The sequence below is a fragment of the Calothrix sp. NIES-2100 genome, assembly GCF_963875285.1.
Lineage (GTDB): Bacteria > Cyanobacteriota > Cyanobacteriia > Cyanobacteriales > Nostocaceae > Aulosira.
This window is the reverse complement of record NZ_CAWNLA010000001.1, coordinates 3,212,947-3,232,966: the sequence shown is the minus strand read 5'-3', so window position 1 is coordinate 3,232,966 and position 20,020 is coordinate 3,212,947. Positions and strand designations below refer to the sequence as shown.

Here is a 20,020-nt window from a genome sequence, read left to right as displayed (position 1 = left end):
TATTTTAAATTTATTGGATTTTTTATATGCTGAAAATTATAAGATGGGAAAATACATTAGCAAATTTATCTTTGAGGTAGCCCAGAAGATAGCAATGTATTGCTTTGGCTTAAAATCAAATTATTATGAGGGGAAAAAGATGAAGAAAGCAAACTCAAAAAAAATTACTTCCTGGATTTTTACAACTGTATTTCTAGCATTTGTCACAGTATTTTCTCTGTTTGATCAACCCAACGCCCTAGCGCAATCAGAAACGCAACCTATACCTTCTGTTCCTACTGAATCCATACCAGCCCCAGTAGTATCACCAGCGCCATTCACATATCCTACAATCTGGCCTGTAGATCCTGTAGCAGCAAATGTCAGCCGTTTATTAACAACTAATGAATGTGTGGGATGCAATTTGATTGGCGCACAACTAGAAAGAGCAAACCTACAAGCTGCTAATTTGGAAGGTGCGAATCTCCAAGATGCAGAATTAGAAAAAGCAAATTTACAGGGAACAAATCTACAAACAGCTAATTTGCAAGGAGTAGATTTGAGCAAAGCAAATATAGCAGGAGCAAATCTGCAAGGCGCTAATCTATATGATGCAGATTTAGAAGGTGCAAACCTACAAGGAGTAAATCTGCAAAGCGCTAATTTACAAAAGGCAGATTTACAAAAAACCAATCTCTTAACTGCGAACCTACAAGGAGCAAACCTGCTAGGGGCTGATTTAGAAGATGCAGCCCTACCACTAGGAATCATGACAAATAATTACTAAACCTTGTCCATTTTGAAACCTGGAGTAGTGCGGGCTGGAAAGCCCGCTACGAAGAGTAGGGAGCAAGATGCTCCCACTACTTTTAAAATTATGGTTCTCAAAATAGATGTGGTTTAATTCGTAATACTTCTCTTCTCTTCGAGAGGCTTCTCCTAACGGAGACGCTACTAGTACGAGTGTCTCGCGAGCTGATGTTCATTCATCGAGCTTTTCGGCTCGCACTACGGAATATGGGTAATTTATTTTTTGTAAGTCCCTGAGAGGTTATTTATTGAAGCGCCGGGAAACTGTATTCCAAGAGTGGGTGGACGAGGTTGTTTCGCCCGTCGCTTGGGACATTGGCCAAACAGTGGCGGTACAATCTTCCCCATGCCCAAAAACTCCATCTCCTTAAGGGTGGAGTTTTTTATTTATTCTATAGTGTCTACACTAATGACATTGTGTTACCCGAACAAGCACCACCCTGTAGCCATAGTACGTTAGTCATCGGCTATGTTTTTTCACTAGTTAGTATGCATGATTCAGGTGATAAGGATTGCAGCGTATCACCTGTTTATCACTGTTTATCTTTAAAATTAAAATATTTTTTTAAATTTTTCTCTCAGATTAAATAAAAATTAATAATTGCTGGCGGTTGCCATCTCAGAAAAATTTGATTACCAGGTTACAAATATAACTGTTTTTTGGGAAAAAAGCTGGATAATATATAGACCCTCATGAGATTAATTATTTAATTTAAATTTTTATTTTTCGCTAAAATGCAGTCATAGTAAGAATTTTAGCGGTATAAGAGCAAGAATCATGAGCAGATAAATGTTATTTTGTGATACAAATAAATTCTTGCTATTGGCTGAGATAATCACAAGAAATGTATATAATATAGTAGAAAAATTTAACTTGAATATCTACCTGTTTGTGAGCAGTGAATGTAAACTTGCTTAACGAATTTTTTAGGTATTTAAAAATTTCCTGAGTATTGGGAATTTCCCTCTAGATATTTATAAATAAATTGTTTTATAGTTTAAAAGCTTGATAAATTCAATTCCAGGATTGTTCTGTAGACTACTGGTAACAACACCTGACAATTGAAATTCTGGCTTCCCTGTTGTCATACCAACTCTAGGGTGAACAATCTACCTGTATGGTGTTTTGTTGCTAGTGGTGTTAAGAGATTCTTTCCCTGGTGAGGAGAGAAGAAAAGAGGAGGATAAACAGACAAAGTGATATTGGGGAAAATCAGGGAATTCCGCCTGAGAGATTCACAATCTGCGTAAATCGGCTGAGTATGTATAGCCCTTGATGAGATGCGTTTTCGTATCTTCATCACTCGTGGGCGTGGAAAAATTCAATTCCCCAACGGCCAGATTACGATAGTTATGACCCCTAGCATTAGAGATTCAGTAGTGAAGGCGGCGATCGCATCGGAGTCAGCAACTACAGAAGAAAAAATCCAAATGCTGATCGAGATGGGGCTAGGCTTTGAAAAACAGCCCCAAACTACCAAAGAATTGCGGAATGCACTTTCCCTATATTATCGGGCTTATTCCATGTGTGGTGAGGAATATCCCCTACTGAAAGCCAAGGCGCAAGTGGGGATGGCTCGGACATTACAGAGGATTCCGGATGTAGGTGCGCAACTGCTGCTGCAAGCGAAAGTCAGCTATGAAGAGGCATTGCCAATTTTACAACAGTTAGCTTCGCCAACAGAAGTGGCAGAAGCACAAATGAATTTGGGGTTGGTGTTGCAATCACTAGTACCCTTCAATTTGGCGCGGATAGTAGACAGCATCAACGCTTATCATCAGGCTTTGCGGGTGTTTACCTGGCAAGATTATCCGCAAGAATACGCCGTTTTATATAACAATATTGCGATCGCCTACCTTTCTCTACCTCTAGCCTCAGAACGGGAATATTTACGTCAGGGGCTAGCAATACAGTCATTAAAAGTGGCGCTAAAGCATATTCAGCTAATCGATCACCCTAGAGAATATGCGATGTTACAACACAACTTGGGTAACGCTTGGCAATATTTTGTGAGTTCCCATCCTTTAGAGAATAACTTAAGAGCGATCGCCGCTTACGACGAAGCTTTAAAAGTGCGTAACCCCAAAGACACACCCCTCGAATACGCTAACACAATTTCTCACAAAGCCAATGCCCTCAGCAAATTACCAGACAACCCCCAACAACCTCAAGCCGGTAATTTGCACAATCTCTTACAGTCTCGTGCTTACTATCAAGAAGCTTGGGAAATTTTCAGCCAACATCAACAGTTAAAACAAGCACAATTAGTAGCCCAAGCTATACAAAAAATTGTTACATACATTACAAAACATGATTAATAAATAGTTATTTGTTAACAGTTGTCATTCATTAGCTTGTGTACTGTTTACAGTTATAACAATCCTCAAAGATTTGGGTAAAAAGCTATTAGCTATTTTCCGGCAGAAGTTCACAACTTCAAGAGGATTGCTGCAAAAATCAACAAAACAATAAATATATTTCAAGGAAACCAAAAATGCTAGATGTTTTGAGCAATTTTTTATCGGGAGAACTTAACATTACTACAGTAATTTTGACGTTAATCATAGCAACTCTTGTATCCATGCTTGGTGGTGCTATTGGTGCAATGCTATTAGCTGGAAAAGATTTAGGTTATAAGTTTTCAGCAACATTGGGCGGATTATTTGGCCCTGCGGGTGTAATTCCAGCAGTAGTTTTAGGGCTAGCTGTACTTAATTTATTCACAAATTTTTAGGAGGTTTTATGTTTGAGCTTGGGTGGTTATCTGCTAAATTATTTTTCAAAGGAAAGTTACTGCGCGACCCAATATATTTTGTTCGGCAACTGGCAATTGGTATTAGCATAGGTTTCCTAATATTGGTTACACTTGCACAAACTGCCATGCCTTTTTGGTTACCAGTCATCATATCTAGCTTAGCAACCGGCGCAGCTATGCCATTTCTACTAAAAGACTTCAAGATGAAGTAAATTGTCATTTGTCAGTTGTCATTTGAATAAATGATAACTGATAACTTTGGGAGCATCCCAAATGTGTAAATTTATTTTTTTGTAGTGCGGGGTTCTAGGGCGCTGAATTGACATTAGGGAGCAAGATGCTCCCACTACAAATTTATTCAGGCGCTGAATTGATCTTAGGGAGCAAGATGCTCCCACTACAAATTTATTCAAGCGCTGAATTGATCTTAGGGAGCAAGATGCTCCCACTACAAATTTATTCAGGGCAAAATTGGGATGCTCTCATAACTATTGACAAATGACAAATGACAAATGACAAATGACCATTGACAAATGACCATTGACAAATGACCATTGACAAATGACAAATGACTAACCTAGAAGAATTGGTTCAAGAAATCAACCGATTTGAGGCAATTATAGCTGAGTGGGATGAAAGCCAAAGGTGTGTAGTTGTCGGTTTAAAAAGAGCAATTGAAGACTTACATAAAACAGCTTTGAAACGTTTAATTAAAAGCGTAAAATCAGAATCTATATCAGCCTTACGCCATGCTGTAGATGATGAAGTAGTCTATGCAGTATTGCTATATCATGAATTAGTCAAACCACCTACACCACCTTTAGAACACCGTCTGCAAATAGCCCTTGACGAAGTAAGACCAGGTTTACAAAGCCATAAGGGGGATGTGGAACTAGTAGCAATTAAACTACCAGATACAGTAGAAGTTAGGCTAATAGGAACTTGCAGTAATTGTCCTGCTTCTACTTTAACTTTATCTCAAGGAGTTGAACAAGCTATTAAATCCCATTGCCCGGAAATTACTAAAGTTATTGCTGTGAGTAGTGGGTCTGCTGTTGATAATTCTCAGTCTAACTTAACTAGTCCATTTGCGCTAAAAAGAGGTTCTACATGGCTGAGAGTCACAACTGTTGATCAAGTTCCCGAATCTGCTGTTTTAGCAGTACAAGTTGCCGGGAATTCGTTTATTTTATCTCGACAAGGTGATAGTATTAGCTGTTACCATAATGCTTGCACTCATCTCGGTTCAACTTTGGATGGGGGTAAGGTAGAGAATGGTATTATTACCTGTCCTGCCCACGGTTTTCAGTATAAGTTAGAAACTGGTGAATGTTTAACGGTTCCTGATGTGGCGCTTGGATCATATCCGTTACAAATTAAAGAAGGCAAGGTTTTTGTCCAATTGCGATGATTGGAAATAAGGCCATTTACAGGAATAAATATACCGCCGCCGTTGGTTTCGACTTCCCTGCGGGACGCTACGCGAACGCTCAACCAACTCCAGAGTCGAGAGTTGAGCGAAGTCGAAACTCGCCAACACAGGTAAGTAGGTCAACCTTAAAAAAGGTAAGATAGATTTTTTGAGATTACTTCGCTACACTACGTTCCGCTCGTAATGACATTTGACGTTTAATTAGTTTGAACTACTTATTTTCTTTCGCGGAAATCACCTAAGGCAGGAGGCAGAAGCGAATCAGATTTTTATACTGATAAATAATTAGGCTGTAGATATGTTTCCGGAAACGTCTCTACAAATTGCTTATTTAATAGTTAAAAGTTGGTGAATTGTAGCTGTTAGTTGTTTGAGTTTAACTGGTTTAGCAAGATATTTACTCGCTCCAGAGGCGAGACATTTTTCCCGATCGCCAATCATTGCCATTGCTGTCAGAGCAATGATTGGGATGGCGGCTAGTTGGGGATCTTGACGAATTCTTTCAATTGCTTGTAATCCATCAACTACTGGCATTTGGATATCCATGACAATCAAGTCAGGATGGTGGGTTTGGGTAAGGTTGATCGCTTCTTGTCCATTTTTCGCTACCAGCATCCGATAGCCTTTGGCTTCTAGGTAGCTAGAGATGGTGTTAATATTGGCTTCGTTATCTTCTGCTAACAGGATGAGGGGCGAATGGGGAGTTGTGGGTACAGTGATGACTTGTGTTGGGGCGATCGCTACTGAGTTTTGCTCTACATCAACAGATGGCGGTAAGCTGGAAGTTGACGTTTGCTGAAGTTGACAAGCATTATAAGGCAAGCTCACGGTAAAGCAGCTACCTTGACCGAGTTCACTGCGTAGGCTGACATTTCCCCCATGCAGTTCGATGATTCGTTTTACCAGCACTAACCCCAGTCCAGTACCTTCATATTTACGGTTAAGGCTGCTATCAATCTGCACAAAGGGTTGAAACAGTCTGGCTTGATCAGCCGGAGCAATACCAATACCTGTGTCGGTTACAGAAAACAGAATCCAGCTATGAGTATCTAACAATTCGCTGGAATTTTGCACAGTGACATCCAAGGTAACTTGACCACCATTAGGGGTAAACTTAATTGCATTGGATAATAGGTTAATCAATACTTGTTGGATGCGCCGCTCATCCGCAGAGATTTCTGCTTGGATTGTCGGCAAGGTGAAATTTAGTTGAATCTGTTTTTTAAATGCCTGTTGTTTAACAAAGTCCAAACTGATTTTGCAAAGCTGAGCAACTGAAACCGAGCTAACTTTCAATTCTAGCTTATCGGCTTCAATTTTTGAGAGTTCCAGAATGTCGTTAATCAAAGACAAAAGATGCTGACCGCTGCGTTCAATGGTGGCGATCGCTTCGTGCTGTTGGTGGTTGAGGGAACCGAATACCATCTCGATTAAGCTTTCCGACATCCCCAAAATCGCATTGAGGGGGGTGCGAAGTTCGTGGCTCATGTTGGCGAGGAATTCGTCTTTGAGGCGGGTAGCGCGGCGCAGTTCGGCATTTGTGCGCTCTAAGCGCTGTTCATATTCCTTGTGAATGCGCATATCACGCATGATGGTTGAGAAAAATTCTACTTCCCCTTGGGGGGATTTATGAGCCAGAAGCAATTGGGAGACGGGAATTTCTTGCCCTTGGGCATCTAGCAAGATGTTTTCTCCCAACCAACTACCGTTGGCGATCGCGGCGGGTAAAGCTTGCTGTTCGAGTAATTCCACACCCCTTTGGGGATGGTAATCAATTGGTTTTTGCTGACTAACTGCTAGATCGTCAAGCCCCCGGAAGCGTTTGAGTGCAGTATTGTTCCAGATCGCTGTACCGGCTAGGTCGGCAATCAGGATGAAATCAGTTGAGGCTTCCAGTATGGCAATCAAGCGATTTTGTGCTGCTTCCAAGCGTTTGCGATCGCTAATATCAGCACCATACCCGACAATTTCAATGGGATTTCTCTGCTGATCGCGGATTAAGCGTAGTTCATTCCGCATCCAGACATAATGTCCTGCTTGATGCAAGAAGCGGTATTCATGAATATGCTGCCCTTGCTCATACAATTGAGTCATGCCAGCCACTATCTGTGGTGCATCCTCCGGGTGAACATGGCTAGTCCAAAAGCCAGAATCCAAAACAAAATCATCCGGAGTATAGCCCAGCATTGTGCGGATATTATCACTGACAAAAGTAATTTCATTACTATTGGGTTTAACAGTAAAAATCACCGCCGGACTGGAAGAGAGTACAAATTGCAACCGTTCTTTCAGCAGTTGATTTTCCTGTTCAGCCAGTTTGCGAACGGTAATATCCTGGGCTGTACCGATGATCTGCTGGACTTGTCCCTCGGCATCGCGGCTAAATACCGCATCCCAACTGTAGAGCCAACGCCATTCGCCATTGGCATGTCTCATGCGATATTCATATTCGATAATTTCCCCATCCTTAGCTATTTTCAGGCGTGACAATTGGGCGGGTAGTCGGCTTAAATCGTCGGGATGTAACAAGATTTGAAACAAATTAGTCCCCATTGCCTGCGCAGCCTCAGGGCTGTAGCCCAGAATTACGCTAATCTCACGGTTTACGTAAACATTGCGCTGTGTTTGCAGGTCGCAAAGATACAGCATATTGGGTGTTGCATCGGCAATTTGTTGAATAAAACGCTGACTTTCTTGCAGCGCCAGTTCAGCAAGTTTGCGATCGCTAATATCGACAAAGTAACCCACAAATTCCTTCGGCGTTCCCTGCTGATCGCGCACTACACGGAGTTCATCCCGTATCCATATATAGTGCCCTTGCTGATGCCGGAATCGATATTCACAAGTATGCTGTCCCAATGCCAATATTTGGGTAGCTTCGCTCAACACCCTAGGCAGATCCTCTGGGTGAACACGATCAATCCAAAAGCTAGACTCAGCTAATAATTCTGCACTAGTGTAACCTGTCACATTGTAGATATTTTCGCTGACAAACGTAGCACCATAATCGCCCTCTGGTCTACAGGTATAAATTACAGCGGGGTTAGCGGCGAGTACAAATTGTAACCGTTCTTTTAACCGTTGATTTTCCTGCTCGGCAAGTTTGCGTAAGCGAAGCTCGTCGTAGACATCGCTAATATCGATAGTATAGCCGACAATTTCGAGCGGGTTGCCCTGGCGATCGCGAATGAGGCGGAGTTCATTCCGTATCCATATATAATGTCCTGCCTTATGTAAGAAGCGGTATTCATGAATATGCAGCCCTTGCTCAAATAAAGGGGAAATTTCCGCCATTACCCGTGGTAAATCCTCTGGGTGAACACGTTCAACCCAAAAGTTAGACTCAGCCATAAATTCTGCGGCAGTGTAGCCCGTCACATTGTAGATATTTTCACTGGTAAAAGTAAGACTATAGTCACCCCCAGGTTGACAGGTAAAAATCACAGCCGGGCTGGCAGAGAGTAAAAATTGTAATCGTTCTTGGAGCCGTTGATTTTCTAGCTCGGCAAGTTTGCGATCGCTAATATCGGCAAAGTAACCGATCCATTCTATCGGCGTTCCTTGCTGATTCCGCACTACGCGGAGTTCACCCCCTATCCATATATAGTGCCCCTGCTGATGCCGGAATCGATATTCATAAGTATGCTGTCCCGATATCAACAATGGGGCGTGAGCAAGCAAGGAAGGGAGATCATCTGGGTGAACACGATCGATCCAAAAGCTAGACTCGGCCAAAAATTCTGCACTGGTGTAGCCCGTCACATCGTAGAGATTATCGCTGACAAAAGTAGCACCATAATCGCCCCCAGGTTTACAGGTAAAGATGACGGCGGGGCTGGCAGAGAGTACAAATTGTAACCGTTCCTGAAGCTGTTGATTTTCTTGCTCGGCAAGTTTACGAGCGGTGATATCGGTTAATGTGCCAATGTAGCCAATAACTTGACCATTGGCATCAATTTCTGGTGCAACTTGGACGTAGAACCAATTAATGCTACCATCTGGACGTAAATGCCTACCCTCACCGTGGTCAATAAAATGATTACCTGAAGTCGCTTGGGCATAATTTTCAGTCCATTCAGCAAGGCGTTGCTCGCGATCGTCTGGATGTAAGGCTTCGATCCATCCCCTACCCAAGGCAGATTCTTTTGGTCTACCTGTCATTTGGCTCCAGCGATCGTTGACATAGACACAGTTTAAAGGCTGATCAAACCGAAAGATGGCAACTGGAGCAGCAGCGGCGAGAGTGCGATAACGGCGTTTACTTTCCCGCAGTTCTGCCTCAGCTAATTTGCTCTGGGTAATGTCTTTCTCGGAACCAGTCATGCGAACCACTTCCCCAGATTCATCGCGCAAAGCCTGACCCCGATCCAGCACCCACATATAACTCCCATCTTGACATTGAGTGCGATACTCAGTTTCAAAGAACTCAGTTCTGCCAGCACAGTGGTCATTAACGGCAGCCATGACGCGATCGTAGTCATCGGGGTGTATCCGGCTTAAGCAGTCATCCGGGGAATCACCAATTTCATCGTCAGTGAAACCACGCATTTGTTTCCAGCGCTGGGAATAAAAAATTTTGTTAGTCTTGAGATCCCAGTCCCAAATACCATCATTAGTTCCCTTGAGGACTAATTGCCAGCGTTCTTCACTAGCTTGTAAGGCAGCAGTGCGTTCTGCAACTCGGTTTTCTAAGTCCTGGTTTAATTGCTGTAAGGTTTGCGTTGCTAGATGCCGTTCAATGGCAATACTGGCAATATTTGCTGCTTGGGTCACAGTTTCTCGTTCTGGCATTTGGGGGACGCGGTTGTCTCGATAATAAACGCCAAAGACACCTAAAATTAAATCATCACTGCCAATAATCGGCACTGACCAGCAAGCTTTCAAACCTTGTGCTAAAGCCAATTCTCGGTAATTCTGCCAGAGTGGATCGGTAGCAATATCCGAAACGATGACGGTGTCTCGGCAAAAGGCGGCTGTACCACAGGAGCCAAATCCTTCATCAATTAGGATGCCATTGATTTGTTGCAGGTAGGCGGCGGACAATTGGGGAGTAGTTACCGAATACAATTTACCATCGCCATTGTGTAGCATGATGGAACATACAGCATCAACCAGTTGCATCTCGATTGCTTGCAGCAGATCCTGCAAAATTTCTGCTAGTGGTTCGGCTTTGGCAATGCGTTCCAATATCGCATTTTGAATTTGTAGCTGTTGGTAAGCGGTGGCTTGCTGAATTGCGATCGCTAATTGCAGGGAAATCTCCCCAAGCAAGCTCAATTCTGCCGCTTGCCAATGTCGATAGTCGGCACATTGATGCCCAATTAACAAACCCCACAGTTTCCCTGAGACTAAAATCGGCACTACCAACTTGGCTTTTACCTGATGTTGCTCTAACATTCTCAGGTAACAGGCGGGATAACCAAAGGTCTGGATGTTGTCAATGGCAAGCGTTTTGCCGTCGCGATATAAACCCGCCGCTAGGTGACGAAAACATGGATCTGTAATGTTAGCTTCTCGCAATGCTTGCCACTTTTCAGTCACAGACTCAGCAACGACGATGCCACTCCAATCTGGCTGGAATTGATACACTAGCAGGCGATCGCACTGCAAGAACCCTCTCAAGGCTGTCACCGCAGTATCTAAAACTTCTGCAAGGTTGAGGGAGCCGTGAATCTGGGTAGCGATTTGCGTCAGCAATTGTTCTCGTGCTACCTGTTCCTGGATCTTGCGGGTGCGTTCCTGCACCAACCGCTCTACCAAACCGGAGATTGCCATCGGGTTTAGTAGATTCAATAGCAAGCTTTGGGTGACAATGCCCAATAACTCACCGCGATCGCTCTTGACAATCACCTGATTGATTTGCCGCTGTTGCATTAATTGCCACACATCCCCCAGGGAGGTGTCTGATACCACAGATACCACAGACCGACTCATGATCGTCTGGGCTTGGACGATGGCGAAATCTAGCTCTAGAGCTAACAACCGCACAATATCCCGTTCAGTCACAATCCCAACCGGAATAACATATGACTCAGTAATATCCACAATCACCACCGCCCGAACACAATGGCTACTCATCAACTGGGTGAGTTCGGCTAGAGTCGCCGTAGGTGGTGCTTGAACTACAGCTCGATTCATCACCTCGGCAGTTTTGAGTAAATTCAGGATGTCAAACGGGCGCAATAGTGGGCGTAAGCTATCATGGGTGAGCAATCCCACCACCCTACCTTGAGCATCCACTAAAGGCAAATGACGAATGGGATAGTGCTGAAATAGACTTAGGGGGACAAAAATATCGGTGAAGTTGGCAGCTTGCAGGGTTCGCACCGGGGAAGACATGACTTGAGCGATCGCCACTTCTGCCAAATTTTGCCCAGAAGCAGTCAAGCGCACCAGATCCTGCGCCGTGACAATCCCTACTAGTTGAGTATCATCTATTACTAAAACACAACTTTGTTGCACCTGGGGTAGCAAAAGCCCAGATGCAGCATTGATTTCATCTGTAAAATTACCAGTTGTACTACCTGCATTCATTAAAGCGATCGCATCCACTACACTAGCATCCGGTGCGATCGTCAAAGGGTCAGTAACGATCGCAGTTACCAGTTCAGCTTGAAGCAATACAGTTGCAGGGGTAAACATACGTGAGCGCAAAACACTGAAAGAGCCTGAGACTGTAATTCAAGGCACAACAAACATCCAGTCTCACCAATGTCCAGCTATTTTACCTTGGATGGAAGTAACGCAGATTTCTGCAATGTCAACAATTTTTATCTATTGTGTAATCTTAGTAGCCAGGATTACATATTCCCTTAATAATTAGCTGGAAAATCAGGCAGAGGGAAAAAGGCAAAAGGCAGAAGGGGTAAGATTTTCATGCTTATTTGTGCCCACACTGGATGTGAATAACTATCTTGAGGCAGCAAATTAAATTTAATATTATTTTTATTTCATTAATTTCATTAATATTAATCAATATTTTTTGTTTAAGTTAAGTCGGTGCGAAAAAAGTAAAAATTTGGGAATTCATTTCGTAGTCAGGACTTCAGTCCTCTGGTGCATCCGTTGTGCGTAGCTTGCTTCCCCGCCCTCGGTTGTATTGCATCCAAGTGAGAACCGCTATAGTAGTCCTATTTGATTGGGTTTCAGATCCCCGACTTATTGAAGAAGTCGGGGAACTAGGAATTTGGGCAATTGCATCAAAAAATACAGATAATTCTCTAATATTAATTTACTAACATGATGTAGAGATTTGTTATTAGCTTTAAATGACATTAATTAATAATTAATTAATGTATTTTTTGATTCAAGTTGGCTATATAAATTTATTTATACATCAAAAAATTCAGTAGAGTATCTAATATCAATCTAATAAGATCGTGTAGCCTAAATAGCAGCATAATAAAAGATATTAATCAACAATTAAATTGTGTATATTTTGGTTAAAATAAGCTTGATAAATCTAGAAATTAAGCCGTAAATTACTCTAAAGTAGAAGCAACTTTCGCGCTAGGAAATCAATTGCGGCTAACCCTAAGTCAATTTAATAGGTAGAGAGCAGAAAAATCTTCTGCTTGAGACTGTCTAGCCTGCTTGAGTCGAGAATACTTGCCACTATGTGTACACCAATCATTTCATATTTGTTCAGATGATCCCTAGTATTACAGATTCAACAGTCAAGGCCGCGATCGCAGCGATTGCATCGGAGTCAGCAACGACACAAGAGAAAATCGAGATGCTGATTGAGTTAGGACAAGGTTTACAGAAAAAGCCACAAACTGCTCAAGATTTATGGAGTGCGATCGCACTTTATAAACGGGCTACGGAAATGTGCAGTGACGATTATCCCCTGATGAAAGCCCGCGCTAAAGTGGGTATGGCTGGGGCTTTAAAAACAATTCCCCAAGAGGGAACCGAGTTACTGCTAGAAGCGAAAGCAGCCTATACAGAAGCATTACCAATTCTGCAACAGTTAGCTTCTAAAGAGGAAGTAGCCGAAGCCCAGATGAATTTAGGGTTAGTGTTGCAATCCTTAGTACCGTTCAATTTGGCACAAATAGCGGATAGCATCAAAGCTTATCAAGATGCATTGCGGGTATTTACTGCGGATAATTACCCACAGGAATATGCAATTTTACACAACAATATTGCGATCGCCTATCTTTCCATTTCTGTGGGAATGGAACAAAAACAGTTGTGTGAAGGTTTAGCGGTACAAACATTTGAGGCTGCACTCAAGCATATTACCCTGATTGAAAACCCCAGAGAATATGCCATGTTACAAAATAATTTGGGGAATGCTTTACAATATCTTCAGAGTAACCATCCTGTAGAGAATAATTTGCGAGCGATCGCAGCTTACGAAGAAGCGTTAAAAGTTCGGAATGCTCAAGATACACCTTTAGAATACGCCAATACAATTTCTAACAAAGCTAACGCCCTATTCAACCTACCTGATGATCCTGCAAAGCCAGAAGCAGGTAATCCAGAAAATCTTGTCAAAGCCAGGAATTACTATCAAGAAGCTTGGGAAATATTCACTCAGCGTCAACATTTAGAACAAGCGCAAGTTGTTGCCCAAGCCCTGCAAGAAGTAGAAACAGAAATTCAAATGCAATATGAGAAAACATAGAATTATTAAGTACTAACGCAAAATTAAATGTACATTTGTCATTGCGAATGAAGCGAAGCGGAATCAAGCAATCGCAAGGGTTTGGAGATTGCTTCTCTGCGAGACGCTACGCGAACGCTACATTTTATTTCGTACCCTACGGGAAGGCTGCGCCTACGCAATGACATGAATAATTTTGCGTAACCACTTATCCTATAAATAGCCATTTGCAGGTGACACTAAAAATCTCCTTTCCTCTCTGCGCCTCTGCGTCCTCTGCGGTTTAAAAATAATTGATTTAACCGCAGAGGCGCAGAGAACACAGAGATAAGAGATTAAAAGGGATTTTTTGAACAAAATTTTTAAGCCAGTTGTAAATCAGAACAGTGTAGTTTTAGTGAAGTTGCAATGGCTGATACAGCAAGAATAAATCATTGGTGAAAAAATAAATACAAATGACAAATGACTAATAATAATTAGCATCACTCAGCATTCATCAGCGGTTAATGCCTAAATTTATTAAACTTAATTCCACACCTCCATTACCGCCAGAACTAACAGAAATTACCCCAAAATTACCCTTTTCCCTTCCAGGTGCCGAGGTAATTTTAGGTAATATTCTCGAACCAGGACAATTTGTCATTCCCATAGCGCCTAGTCCCACAACTATGTTTGGCCCTCGTGGTGCTTGTTTATTATCAGAAACAGGGCCATTATGGGTAGCTGATACAGGACATCATCGATTATTGGGATGGCAAAATTTACCTACTCAAGATAATCAAAGTGCTGATTGGGTAATTGGACAACCAGATTTTTACCATGAGGGACAAAATGCTAAAGGTACACCAGGAAAAGCAACTTTCAGTGTACCAACAGGGATTTGTGCCTGTGGTGAAGGATTAGCGGTTGCAGATGCTTGGAATCATCGGGTATTGATTTGGAAAAAATTACCAGAAGATAGTAATGTTCCAGCAGATTTGGTGTTAGGACAAGCTAATTTTACTGATAACGAACCAAATCGAGGTAGTCAACTAGCCGCAGCAAATACAATGCATTGGCCTTATGGGATTTGCTATCATCAAGGGCAACTATTTGTCACTGATACTGGTAATCGTCGGGTGTTAATTTGGCAGGAATTACCAACAGAAAATGGACAACCCGCCGATTTAGTATTGGGACAACCAGATATGATATCCCGTAATGAAAATGGCGGCGCTTCTCCCACAGCCTCAAGTATGCGCTGGTGTCATGATATTACCTTTTGGGGAGATAATTTAGTTGTTGCTGATGCTGGCAATAACCGGGTGATGATTTGGCAAGGGATGCCAACAGAAAATAATGCCGATTGTGCAGTGGTATTGGGACAAAAAAACTTTGATTGTGTAGAAATGAATCAAGGGGTTTATTCTCCCAGTGCGGCTAGTTTGAGTATGCCTTATGGTGTGGATGTTGCCGGCGATTGGTTGATAGTGGCGGATACTGCTAATTCTCGCTTGCTAGGATGGAAACAGCCAGAGTCAATTTTATCACTGCAAGGTGTGGCAGCAGATGGAGTTGCCGGACAAACAACTTTTAAAAATAAAGGTGAAAATCGTGATTTTGGATTGCCAACACGAGACAGTTTAAATTGGTGTTACGGAATTAAAATTTGTGGGAAAACTGCGGTAATAGCTGATTCTGGAAATAACCGAATTTTGCTGTGGCGATTTAATTAATTATGGCAAGTGAAGAAATTAGAGTTCGCGGTACAGTTCAGGGTGTGGGATTTCGCCCGACTGTTTACCGTCTAGCTAAAGCCTGCGGTTTGCGGGGAGATGTTTGTAATGATGGACAAGGTGTGTTAATCCGCGTAACTGGTAGCGAAGCCGCTTTAGGAGAATTTGTCCTCAGATTACAGCAGGAATGCCCACCTTTAGCCAGAATTCAAGAAATTATCAGAACTCCGGCTGTAGGTGAATTTAACTTTGAGGATTTTGAGGATTTTGCGATCGCTCATAGTGTCAGTGATACAGTAAAAACAGAAATTTCTCCTGACGCTGCTACTTGCCTTCAATGTCAACAGGAAATTTTTGACCCCTTTAGCCGCTTTTTCCGTTATCCTTTCACAAACTGTACCCATTGCGGCCCCAGATTGAGTATTATTCGCGCCATTCCCTATGACAGATGCAATACAAGTATGTCTGCATTTGCCATGTGTCCCGAATGTGAGAAGGAATACCACAACGTCGAAAACCGCCGCTTTCATGCGCAACCTCTAGCTTGCCATATCTGCGGGCCTCAAGCTTGGTTAGAACGTGCTGATGGTAAAGCGGTTACTGCTTCAATGTTCTCTATGTTAGATGATGTTGATGCTGTCTGTACCTTGTTGCAAAAAGGCGAGATTGTCGCCATTAAAGGATTAAGTGGTATTCATTTAGCTTGTGATGCAACTGTGGAAACCGCTGTGCAAAAACTGCGTCAGCGTAAAGGGCGCTATCACAAACCCTTGGCGTTAATGGCAAGAGATATAGAAATCATTGCCGAATATTGCACAGTTAGCCCTAAAGAAAGGGAATTATTAACAAGTTCCGCTGCGCCTATTGTTTTGTTGTCAAGGAAGGGAATAGGGAATGAGAAATTAACTCAATACTCTATCGCGCCTTCAGTTGCACCTGGGCAAAATCGCCTTGGTTTTATGTTACCTTATACGCCCTTACATCATTTAATTCTTAAGCGGATGAATCGCCCAATTGTCTTAACAAGTGGCAATTTATCTGATGAACCACAATGTATTGATAATGGTGAAGCCAGGGAGAGATTAAGCAAAATCGCTGATTATTTTCTCTTACACAATCGAGATATTATCAATCGCGTAGATGATTCAGTCGTGCGGGTTATGGGCGATAAAGTCCAAACAATTCGCCGCGCTAGAGGATATGCGCCAGCACCGATTAATTTACCACCTGGATTTGCGAAAGTACCGCCAATTTTAGCAATGGGTAGCGAGTTGAAAAATACCTTTTGCTTATTACGCGAAGGAGAGGCGATTCTCTCGCAGCATTTGGGAGATTTAGAAAATGCCGCAGCTTTTAATGCTTACGAAGAAACCTTAAATTTATACTTAAATTTATTTGAGCATCAACCCCAATCTATAGTTATAGATCAACATCCAGAATATCTTTCCAGCAAACTTGGTAAAGAACTAGCAGCCGCTAACCAAATCAAAATTTATTCCATCCAACATCATCACGCCCATATTGCTGCTTGCATGGCAGAAAATGGCATTCCTCTTAATTCCCAACCAGTTTTAGGTATTGCTTTAGACGGCTTGGGTTATGGCGAAGATGGTACATTTTGGGGAGGAGAATTTCTCTTAGCAGATTATCGCCAATTTCGGCGATTAGCTACATTTAAACCAGTGGCTATGATTGGGGGAGAAAAAGCAATTTATCAGCCTTGGCGTAATACCTACGCCCAACTCATAGCCGCTGATAGTTGGCAAAATTTAACACAGAAGTATGACAATTTAGAAATATTAAATTTTTTAAAGCAAAAGCCACTAAAGTTACTCAATCAGCTTATAGAGCAAAATATTAATTCACCCCTAGCATCCTCAACAGGGCGATTGTTCGATGCTGTAGCTGCCGCAATCGGCATTTTTCGAGAAGAATGTAGCTATGAAGGACAAGCTGCGATCGCAATGGAAGCATTAGCGGCTATCGATAGCTTAAATAATGATGAAGAAAAGCCAAACTATCCTTTTAATTTTACCTTTTTCGATAGTATTTATTGTATAGACTCTAGCCCCATGTGGCTTGCCTTGCTCACAGACTTGCAACAGCAAACATCTCCAGGGATGATAGCTGCAAAATTTCATAGAAGTTTAGCCAAAGCAATTGTCGAAATGGTCAAACATCTATCTCACGAAAATCTCATTAATCAAGTCGTCCTCACAGGAGGCGTATTTCAAAATTGTCTGTTATTAGAGCAAGTCATTCAGGGGTTACAAACATTAGAAATCAACGTCCTCACTCACAGCTTAGTTCCCCCAAATGATGGTGGTATATCTTTAGGTCAAGCAGTGATTGCCGCCGCTCATAATTTAACAGAAAACACACTTATTTAAGTATATATTCTCTCTGCGTCCTCTGCATCTGGGTGGTTCATTTCTCTTCAACAAGGAAAATAACAATGTGTTTAGGAATTCCCGGTCAAATTGTTGAAATAACAGACAATAATCATAAATTAGCCATTGTCAATGTCGGCGGTGTTAAGCGACAAGTAAACATTGCTTGTATCGTTGACGAACAACATCCCCCAGAAGCTTGTATTGGTGATTGGGTATTAGTACATGTAGGTTTCGCCATGAATCGCATTAACGAACAAGAAGCAGCAGAAACATTAAGACTGTTAGAAGAAATTGCCGCATATATCTAGCGTTACAATAATTATCTTTTCCTGCTTGACATCTTTGGCGGTTTCATAAAAGATTCATCTGTAAAAACTCTTCCCCACACCATCACAATATGAAATACGTTGATGAATTCCGCGAACCGGAAAAAGCTCTTGGTTTACGCCGTGAAATTACCAAAATCAGCCAGCAGCTAGAAAAACCAATCAAAATCATGGAAGTATGTGGCGGGCATACCCATTCTATATTTAAATATGGTATCGAAGAAATTTTACCCGATCGCATTGAATTAATTCATGGCCCTGGTTGTCCAGTATGCGTCATGCCAAAGGGGAGGATAGATGATGCGATCGCAATCTGCCAAAATGATAACGTTATCTTCACCACCTTTGGCGATGCCATGCGCGTTCCTGGTTCTCAAACTAGCTTACTGCAAGCCAGAGCCACAGGGGCAGATATCCGCATGGTTTACTCGCCCTTAGATAGCTTACAAATAGCCAAAGACAACCCAGACAAAGAAATAGTATTTTTCGCCCTCGGTTTTGAAACCACAGCCCCCAGCACCGCCTTCACCATCCTCCAAGCAGCAGCCGAAAACATTCCCAACTTTAGTATGTTTAGCAATCACGTTCTTGTGATTCCCGCCCTAAAAGCACTATTAGATAACCCCGACTTGCAACTAGATGGATTTGTCGGCCCTGGTCATGTCAGTATGGTAATTGGGACTGACCCTTATCAATTTATTTCTCAACAATATCATAAGCCAATTGTTGTTTCCGGCTTTGAACCCTTAGACATTCTCCAATCAATTTGGATGTTGTTGCAACAGCTATTAGAAAATCGTTGCGAAGTTGAAAATCAATATAATCGCATTGTGCAACCAGCCGGAAATCAAAATGCACTAGCAGCCATCAACCAAGTTTTTGTGGCGCGAGAAAAATTTGAGTGGCGCGGTTTAGGTGACATACCTGACTCAGGTTTACAAATTCGGCCAGAATATGCGCAATTTGACGCTGAATTAAAATTTACCATTCCCAACCAAAAAGTTGCCGACCATAAAGCTTGTAAATGTGGAGAAATTCTTAAGGGAGTCATGAAACCTTGGGAATGTAAAGTATTTGGTACAGCTTGCACACCAGAAACACCCATTGGTACTTGTATGGTATCTTCTGAAGGTGCTTGCGCTGCCTATTATAAATATGGCAGACTATCTACTCTTGCTAAAAAAACAATGCTAGAAAAACCAAAGCTAGCATTATCTCAAGAACCTCTGCCATCCTGTAGTACATCTTTGGTATAGCTAATCTCAACCACATATTTGAGGAAAAACTTTATGCCATTTGTCACAGTTAAAATTGCTAGAGGACACTCCATTGAAAAAAAGCGGCGGCTAGTAGAAGCCATTACTAATGCCTTAGTTACAGCCTTAGATACCAAACCCGAATGGATTACCATTCATATTGATGAATTTGAGAGAGAAAGTTGGGCTGTAAATGGCTTATTACTTTGTGATAGACATCGTGGCAGACACGATGAATCCGGTAGATAAACTAGGGGCACAACATTGTTGTGCCCTTATCAATCAAAGCGTAAAAAAATGAGGGGAATCTCCATGAATACTACCTATAATCAGCGTCAAATATGGCTACTTGTTTTAATAATCATTAATATATTTGCTTCCATTTTGCACTACGTTGATAATATTATTTTCTTTGATCAATATCCAGAACCATCTTGGTTTACGCCTCAGATAACAGATTCTATCTGGTTAATTATGACACCTTTGGGTTTAGCAGGATTTTATCAGTATATTAAAAAGGCATTTTCATCTGCATATTTATGCCTTTATCTGTATATCATCATGAGCCAGATTACTCTAGGGCACTATATTATTACCCCAATGTGGCATCTATCATTGAAAATGAACACCTTGATTTTATTGGAGTCAATTACAGCAATTCCTCTGTTAATTTTCGTTGCTTGGTCACAACTGTTTCTCAAAGAGTCAATAGTCAATAGTCAATAGTCATTGGTCATTAATC

Annotated in this window: 13 protein-coding genes; 12 read left to right on the top strand and 1 reads right to left on the bottom strand. The window is 41.9% G+C overall.

Translation table 11 applies throughout. The annotated features are described in order from the left end of the window. The first annotated feature begins 139 nt into the window (after positions 1-139). The 5 genes from AACU32_RS13520 to AACU32_RS13500 all read left to right on the top strand — a co-directional run bounded on the left by AACU32_RS13520 (position 140) and on the right by AACU32_RS13500 (position 4,956). On the top strand, positions 140-766 hold the full coding sequence (locus AACU32_RS13520) for a pentapeptide repeat-containing protein (RefSeq protein ID WP_096607988.1): 627 nt from the start codon (positions 140-142) through the stop codon (positions 764-766). Between the two features lie 1,376 nt (positions 767-2,142). After that, positions 2,143-3,108: a hypothetical protein gene (locus tag AACU32_RS13515; protein WP_096607987.1), complete on the top strand. Its 966-nt coding sequence runs from the start codon at positions 2,143-2,145 to the stop codon at positions 3,106-3,108. A gap of 176 nt (positions 3,109-3,284) precedes the next feature. After that, a complete protein-coding gene (locus AACU32_RS13510) occupies positions 3,285-3,524 on the top strand; it encodes a hypothetical protein (protein WP_096600236.1) in 240 nt (79 codons plus the stop codon). 8 nt (positions 3,525-3,532) lie between these two features. Next, positions 3,533-3,757 (top strand): hypothetical protein, encoded by a 225-nt coding sequence (locus tag AACU32_RS13505; protein WP_096600234.1) that lies wholly within the window; start codon positions 3,533-3,535, stop codon positions 3,755-3,757. A gap of 356 nt (positions 3,758-4,113) precedes the next feature. After that, entirely contained in the window at positions 4,114-4,956 is an 843-nt protein-coding gene (locus AACU32_RS13500) for a NifU family protein (protein ID WP_096600232.1), read from the top strand. Between the two features lie 348 nt (positions 4,957-5,304). Here AACU32_RS13500 and AACU32_RS13495 read toward each other — a convergent pair whose 3' ends face one another. Then, positions 5,305-11,619: a PAS domain-containing protein gene (locus AACU32_RS13495; RefSeq protein WP_096600230.1), complete on the bottom strand. Its 6,315-nt coding sequence runs from the start codon at positions 11,617-11,619 to the stop codon at positions 5,305-5,307. A gap of 1,006 nt (positions 11,620-12,625) precedes the next feature. Between AACU32_RS13495 and AACU32_RS13490 the strand changes: the two genes are divergently transcribed. The 7 genes from AACU32_RS13490 to AACU32_RS13460 all read left to right on the top strand — a co-directional run bounded on the left by AACU32_RS13490 (position 12,626) and on the right by AACU32_RS13460 (position 20,004). After that, entirely contained in the window at positions 12,626-13,609 is a 984-nt protein-coding gene (locus AACU32_RS13490; protein ID WP_096600228.1) for a hypothetical protein, read from the top strand. A 485-nt stretch (positions 13,610-14,094) separates the two neighbouring features. Next, complete coding sequence (locus AACU32_RS13485) at positions 14,095-15,303, top strand: hypothetical protein (protein WP_339377856.1); 1,209 nt, start codon at positions 14,095-14,097, stop codon at positions 15,301-15,303. Positions 15,304-15,305: 2 nt separating this feature from the next. After that, positions 15,306-17,693, top strand: coding sequence for a carbamoyltransferase HypF (hypF, locus tag AACU32_RS13480; RefSeq protein ID WP_096600226.1), 2,388 nt, complete (start codon positions 15,306-15,308; stop codon positions 17,691-17,693). A gap of 65 nt (positions 17,694-17,758) precedes the next feature. Next, positions 17,759-18,004 (top strand): HypC/HybG/HupF family hydrogenase formation chaperone, encoded by a 246-nt coding sequence (locus AACU32_RS13475; RefSeq protein ID WP_096600224.1) that lies wholly within the window; start codon positions 17,759-17,761, stop codon positions 18,002-18,004. 89 nt (positions 18,005-18,093) lie between these two features. Then, a complete protein-coding gene (gene hypD / locus AACU32_RS13470; protein ID WP_096600222.1) occupies positions 18,094-19,278 on the top strand; it encodes a hydrogenase formation protein HypD in 1,185 nt (394 codons plus the stop codon). A 33-nt stretch (positions 19,279-19,311) separates the two neighbouring features. Further along, positions 19,312-19,527, top strand: a complete 216-nt coding sequence (locus AACU32_RS13465) for a tautomerase family protein (protein WP_096600220.1) — start codon at positions 19,312-19,314, stop codon at positions 19,525-19,527. Positions 19,528-19,590: 63 nt separating this feature from the next. Continuing rightward, on the top strand, positions 19,591-20,004 hold the full coding sequence (locus AACU32_RS13460) for a hypothetical protein (RefSeq protein ID WP_096600218.1): 414 nt from the start codon (positions 19,591-19,593) through the stop codon (positions 20,002-20,004). Positions 20,005-20,020: the final 16 nt, after the last annotated feature.

Bases quoted from the DNA above. Each gene is read 5' to 3' on its own strand.
- AACU32_RS13520 (WP_096607988.1), top strand. From the start codon at position 140: ATGAAGAAAGCAAACTCAAAAAAAATTACTTCCTGGATTTTTACAACT.
- AACU32_RS13515 (WP_096607987.1), top strand. From the start codon at position 2,143: ATGACCCCTAGCATTAGAGATTCAGTAGTGAAGGCGGCGATCGCATCG.
- AACU32_RS13510 (WP_096600236.1), top strand. From the start codon at position 3,285: ATGCTAGATGTTTTGAGCAATTTTTTATCGGGAGAACTTAACATTACT.
- AACU32_RS13505 (WP_096600234.1), top strand. From the start codon at position 3,533: ATGTTTGAGCTTGGGTGGTTATCTGCTAAATTATTTTTCAAAGGAAAG.
- AACU32_RS13500 (WP_096600232.1), top strand. From the start codon at position 4,114: ATGACTAACCTAGAAGAATTGGTTCAAGAAATCAACCGATTTGAGGCA.
- AACU32_RS13495 (WP_096600230.1), bottom strand. From the start codon at position 11,619: ATGTTTACCCCTGCAACTGTATTGCTTCAAGCTGAACTGGTAACTGCG.
- AACU32_RS13490 (WP_096600228.1), top strand. From the start codon at position 12,626: ATGATCCCTAGTATTACAGATTCAACAGTCAAGGCCGCGATCGCAGCG.
- AACU32_RS13485 (WP_339377856.1), top strand. From the start codon at position 14,095: ATGCCTAAATTTATTAAACTTAATTCCACACCTCCATTACCGCCAGAA.
- hypF (WP_096600226.1), top strand. From the start codon at position 15,306: ATGGCAAGTGAAGAAATTAGAGTTCGCGGTACAGTTCAGGGTGTGGGA.
- AACU32_RS13475 (WP_096600224.1), top strand. From the start codon at position 17,759: ATGTGTTTAGGAATTCCCGGTCAAATTGTTGAAATAACAGACAATAAT.
- hypD (WP_096600222.1), top strand. From the start codon at position 18,094: ATGAAATACGTTGATGAATTCCGCGAACCGGAAAAAGCTCTTGGTTTA.
- AACU32_RS13465 (WP_096600220.1), top strand. From the start codon at position 19,312: ATGCCATTTGTCACAGTTAAAATTGCTAGAGGACACTCCATTGAAAAA.
- AACU32_RS13460 (WP_096600218.1), top strand. From the start codon at position 19,591: ATGAATACTACCTATAATCAGCGTCAAATATGGCTACTTGTTTTAATA.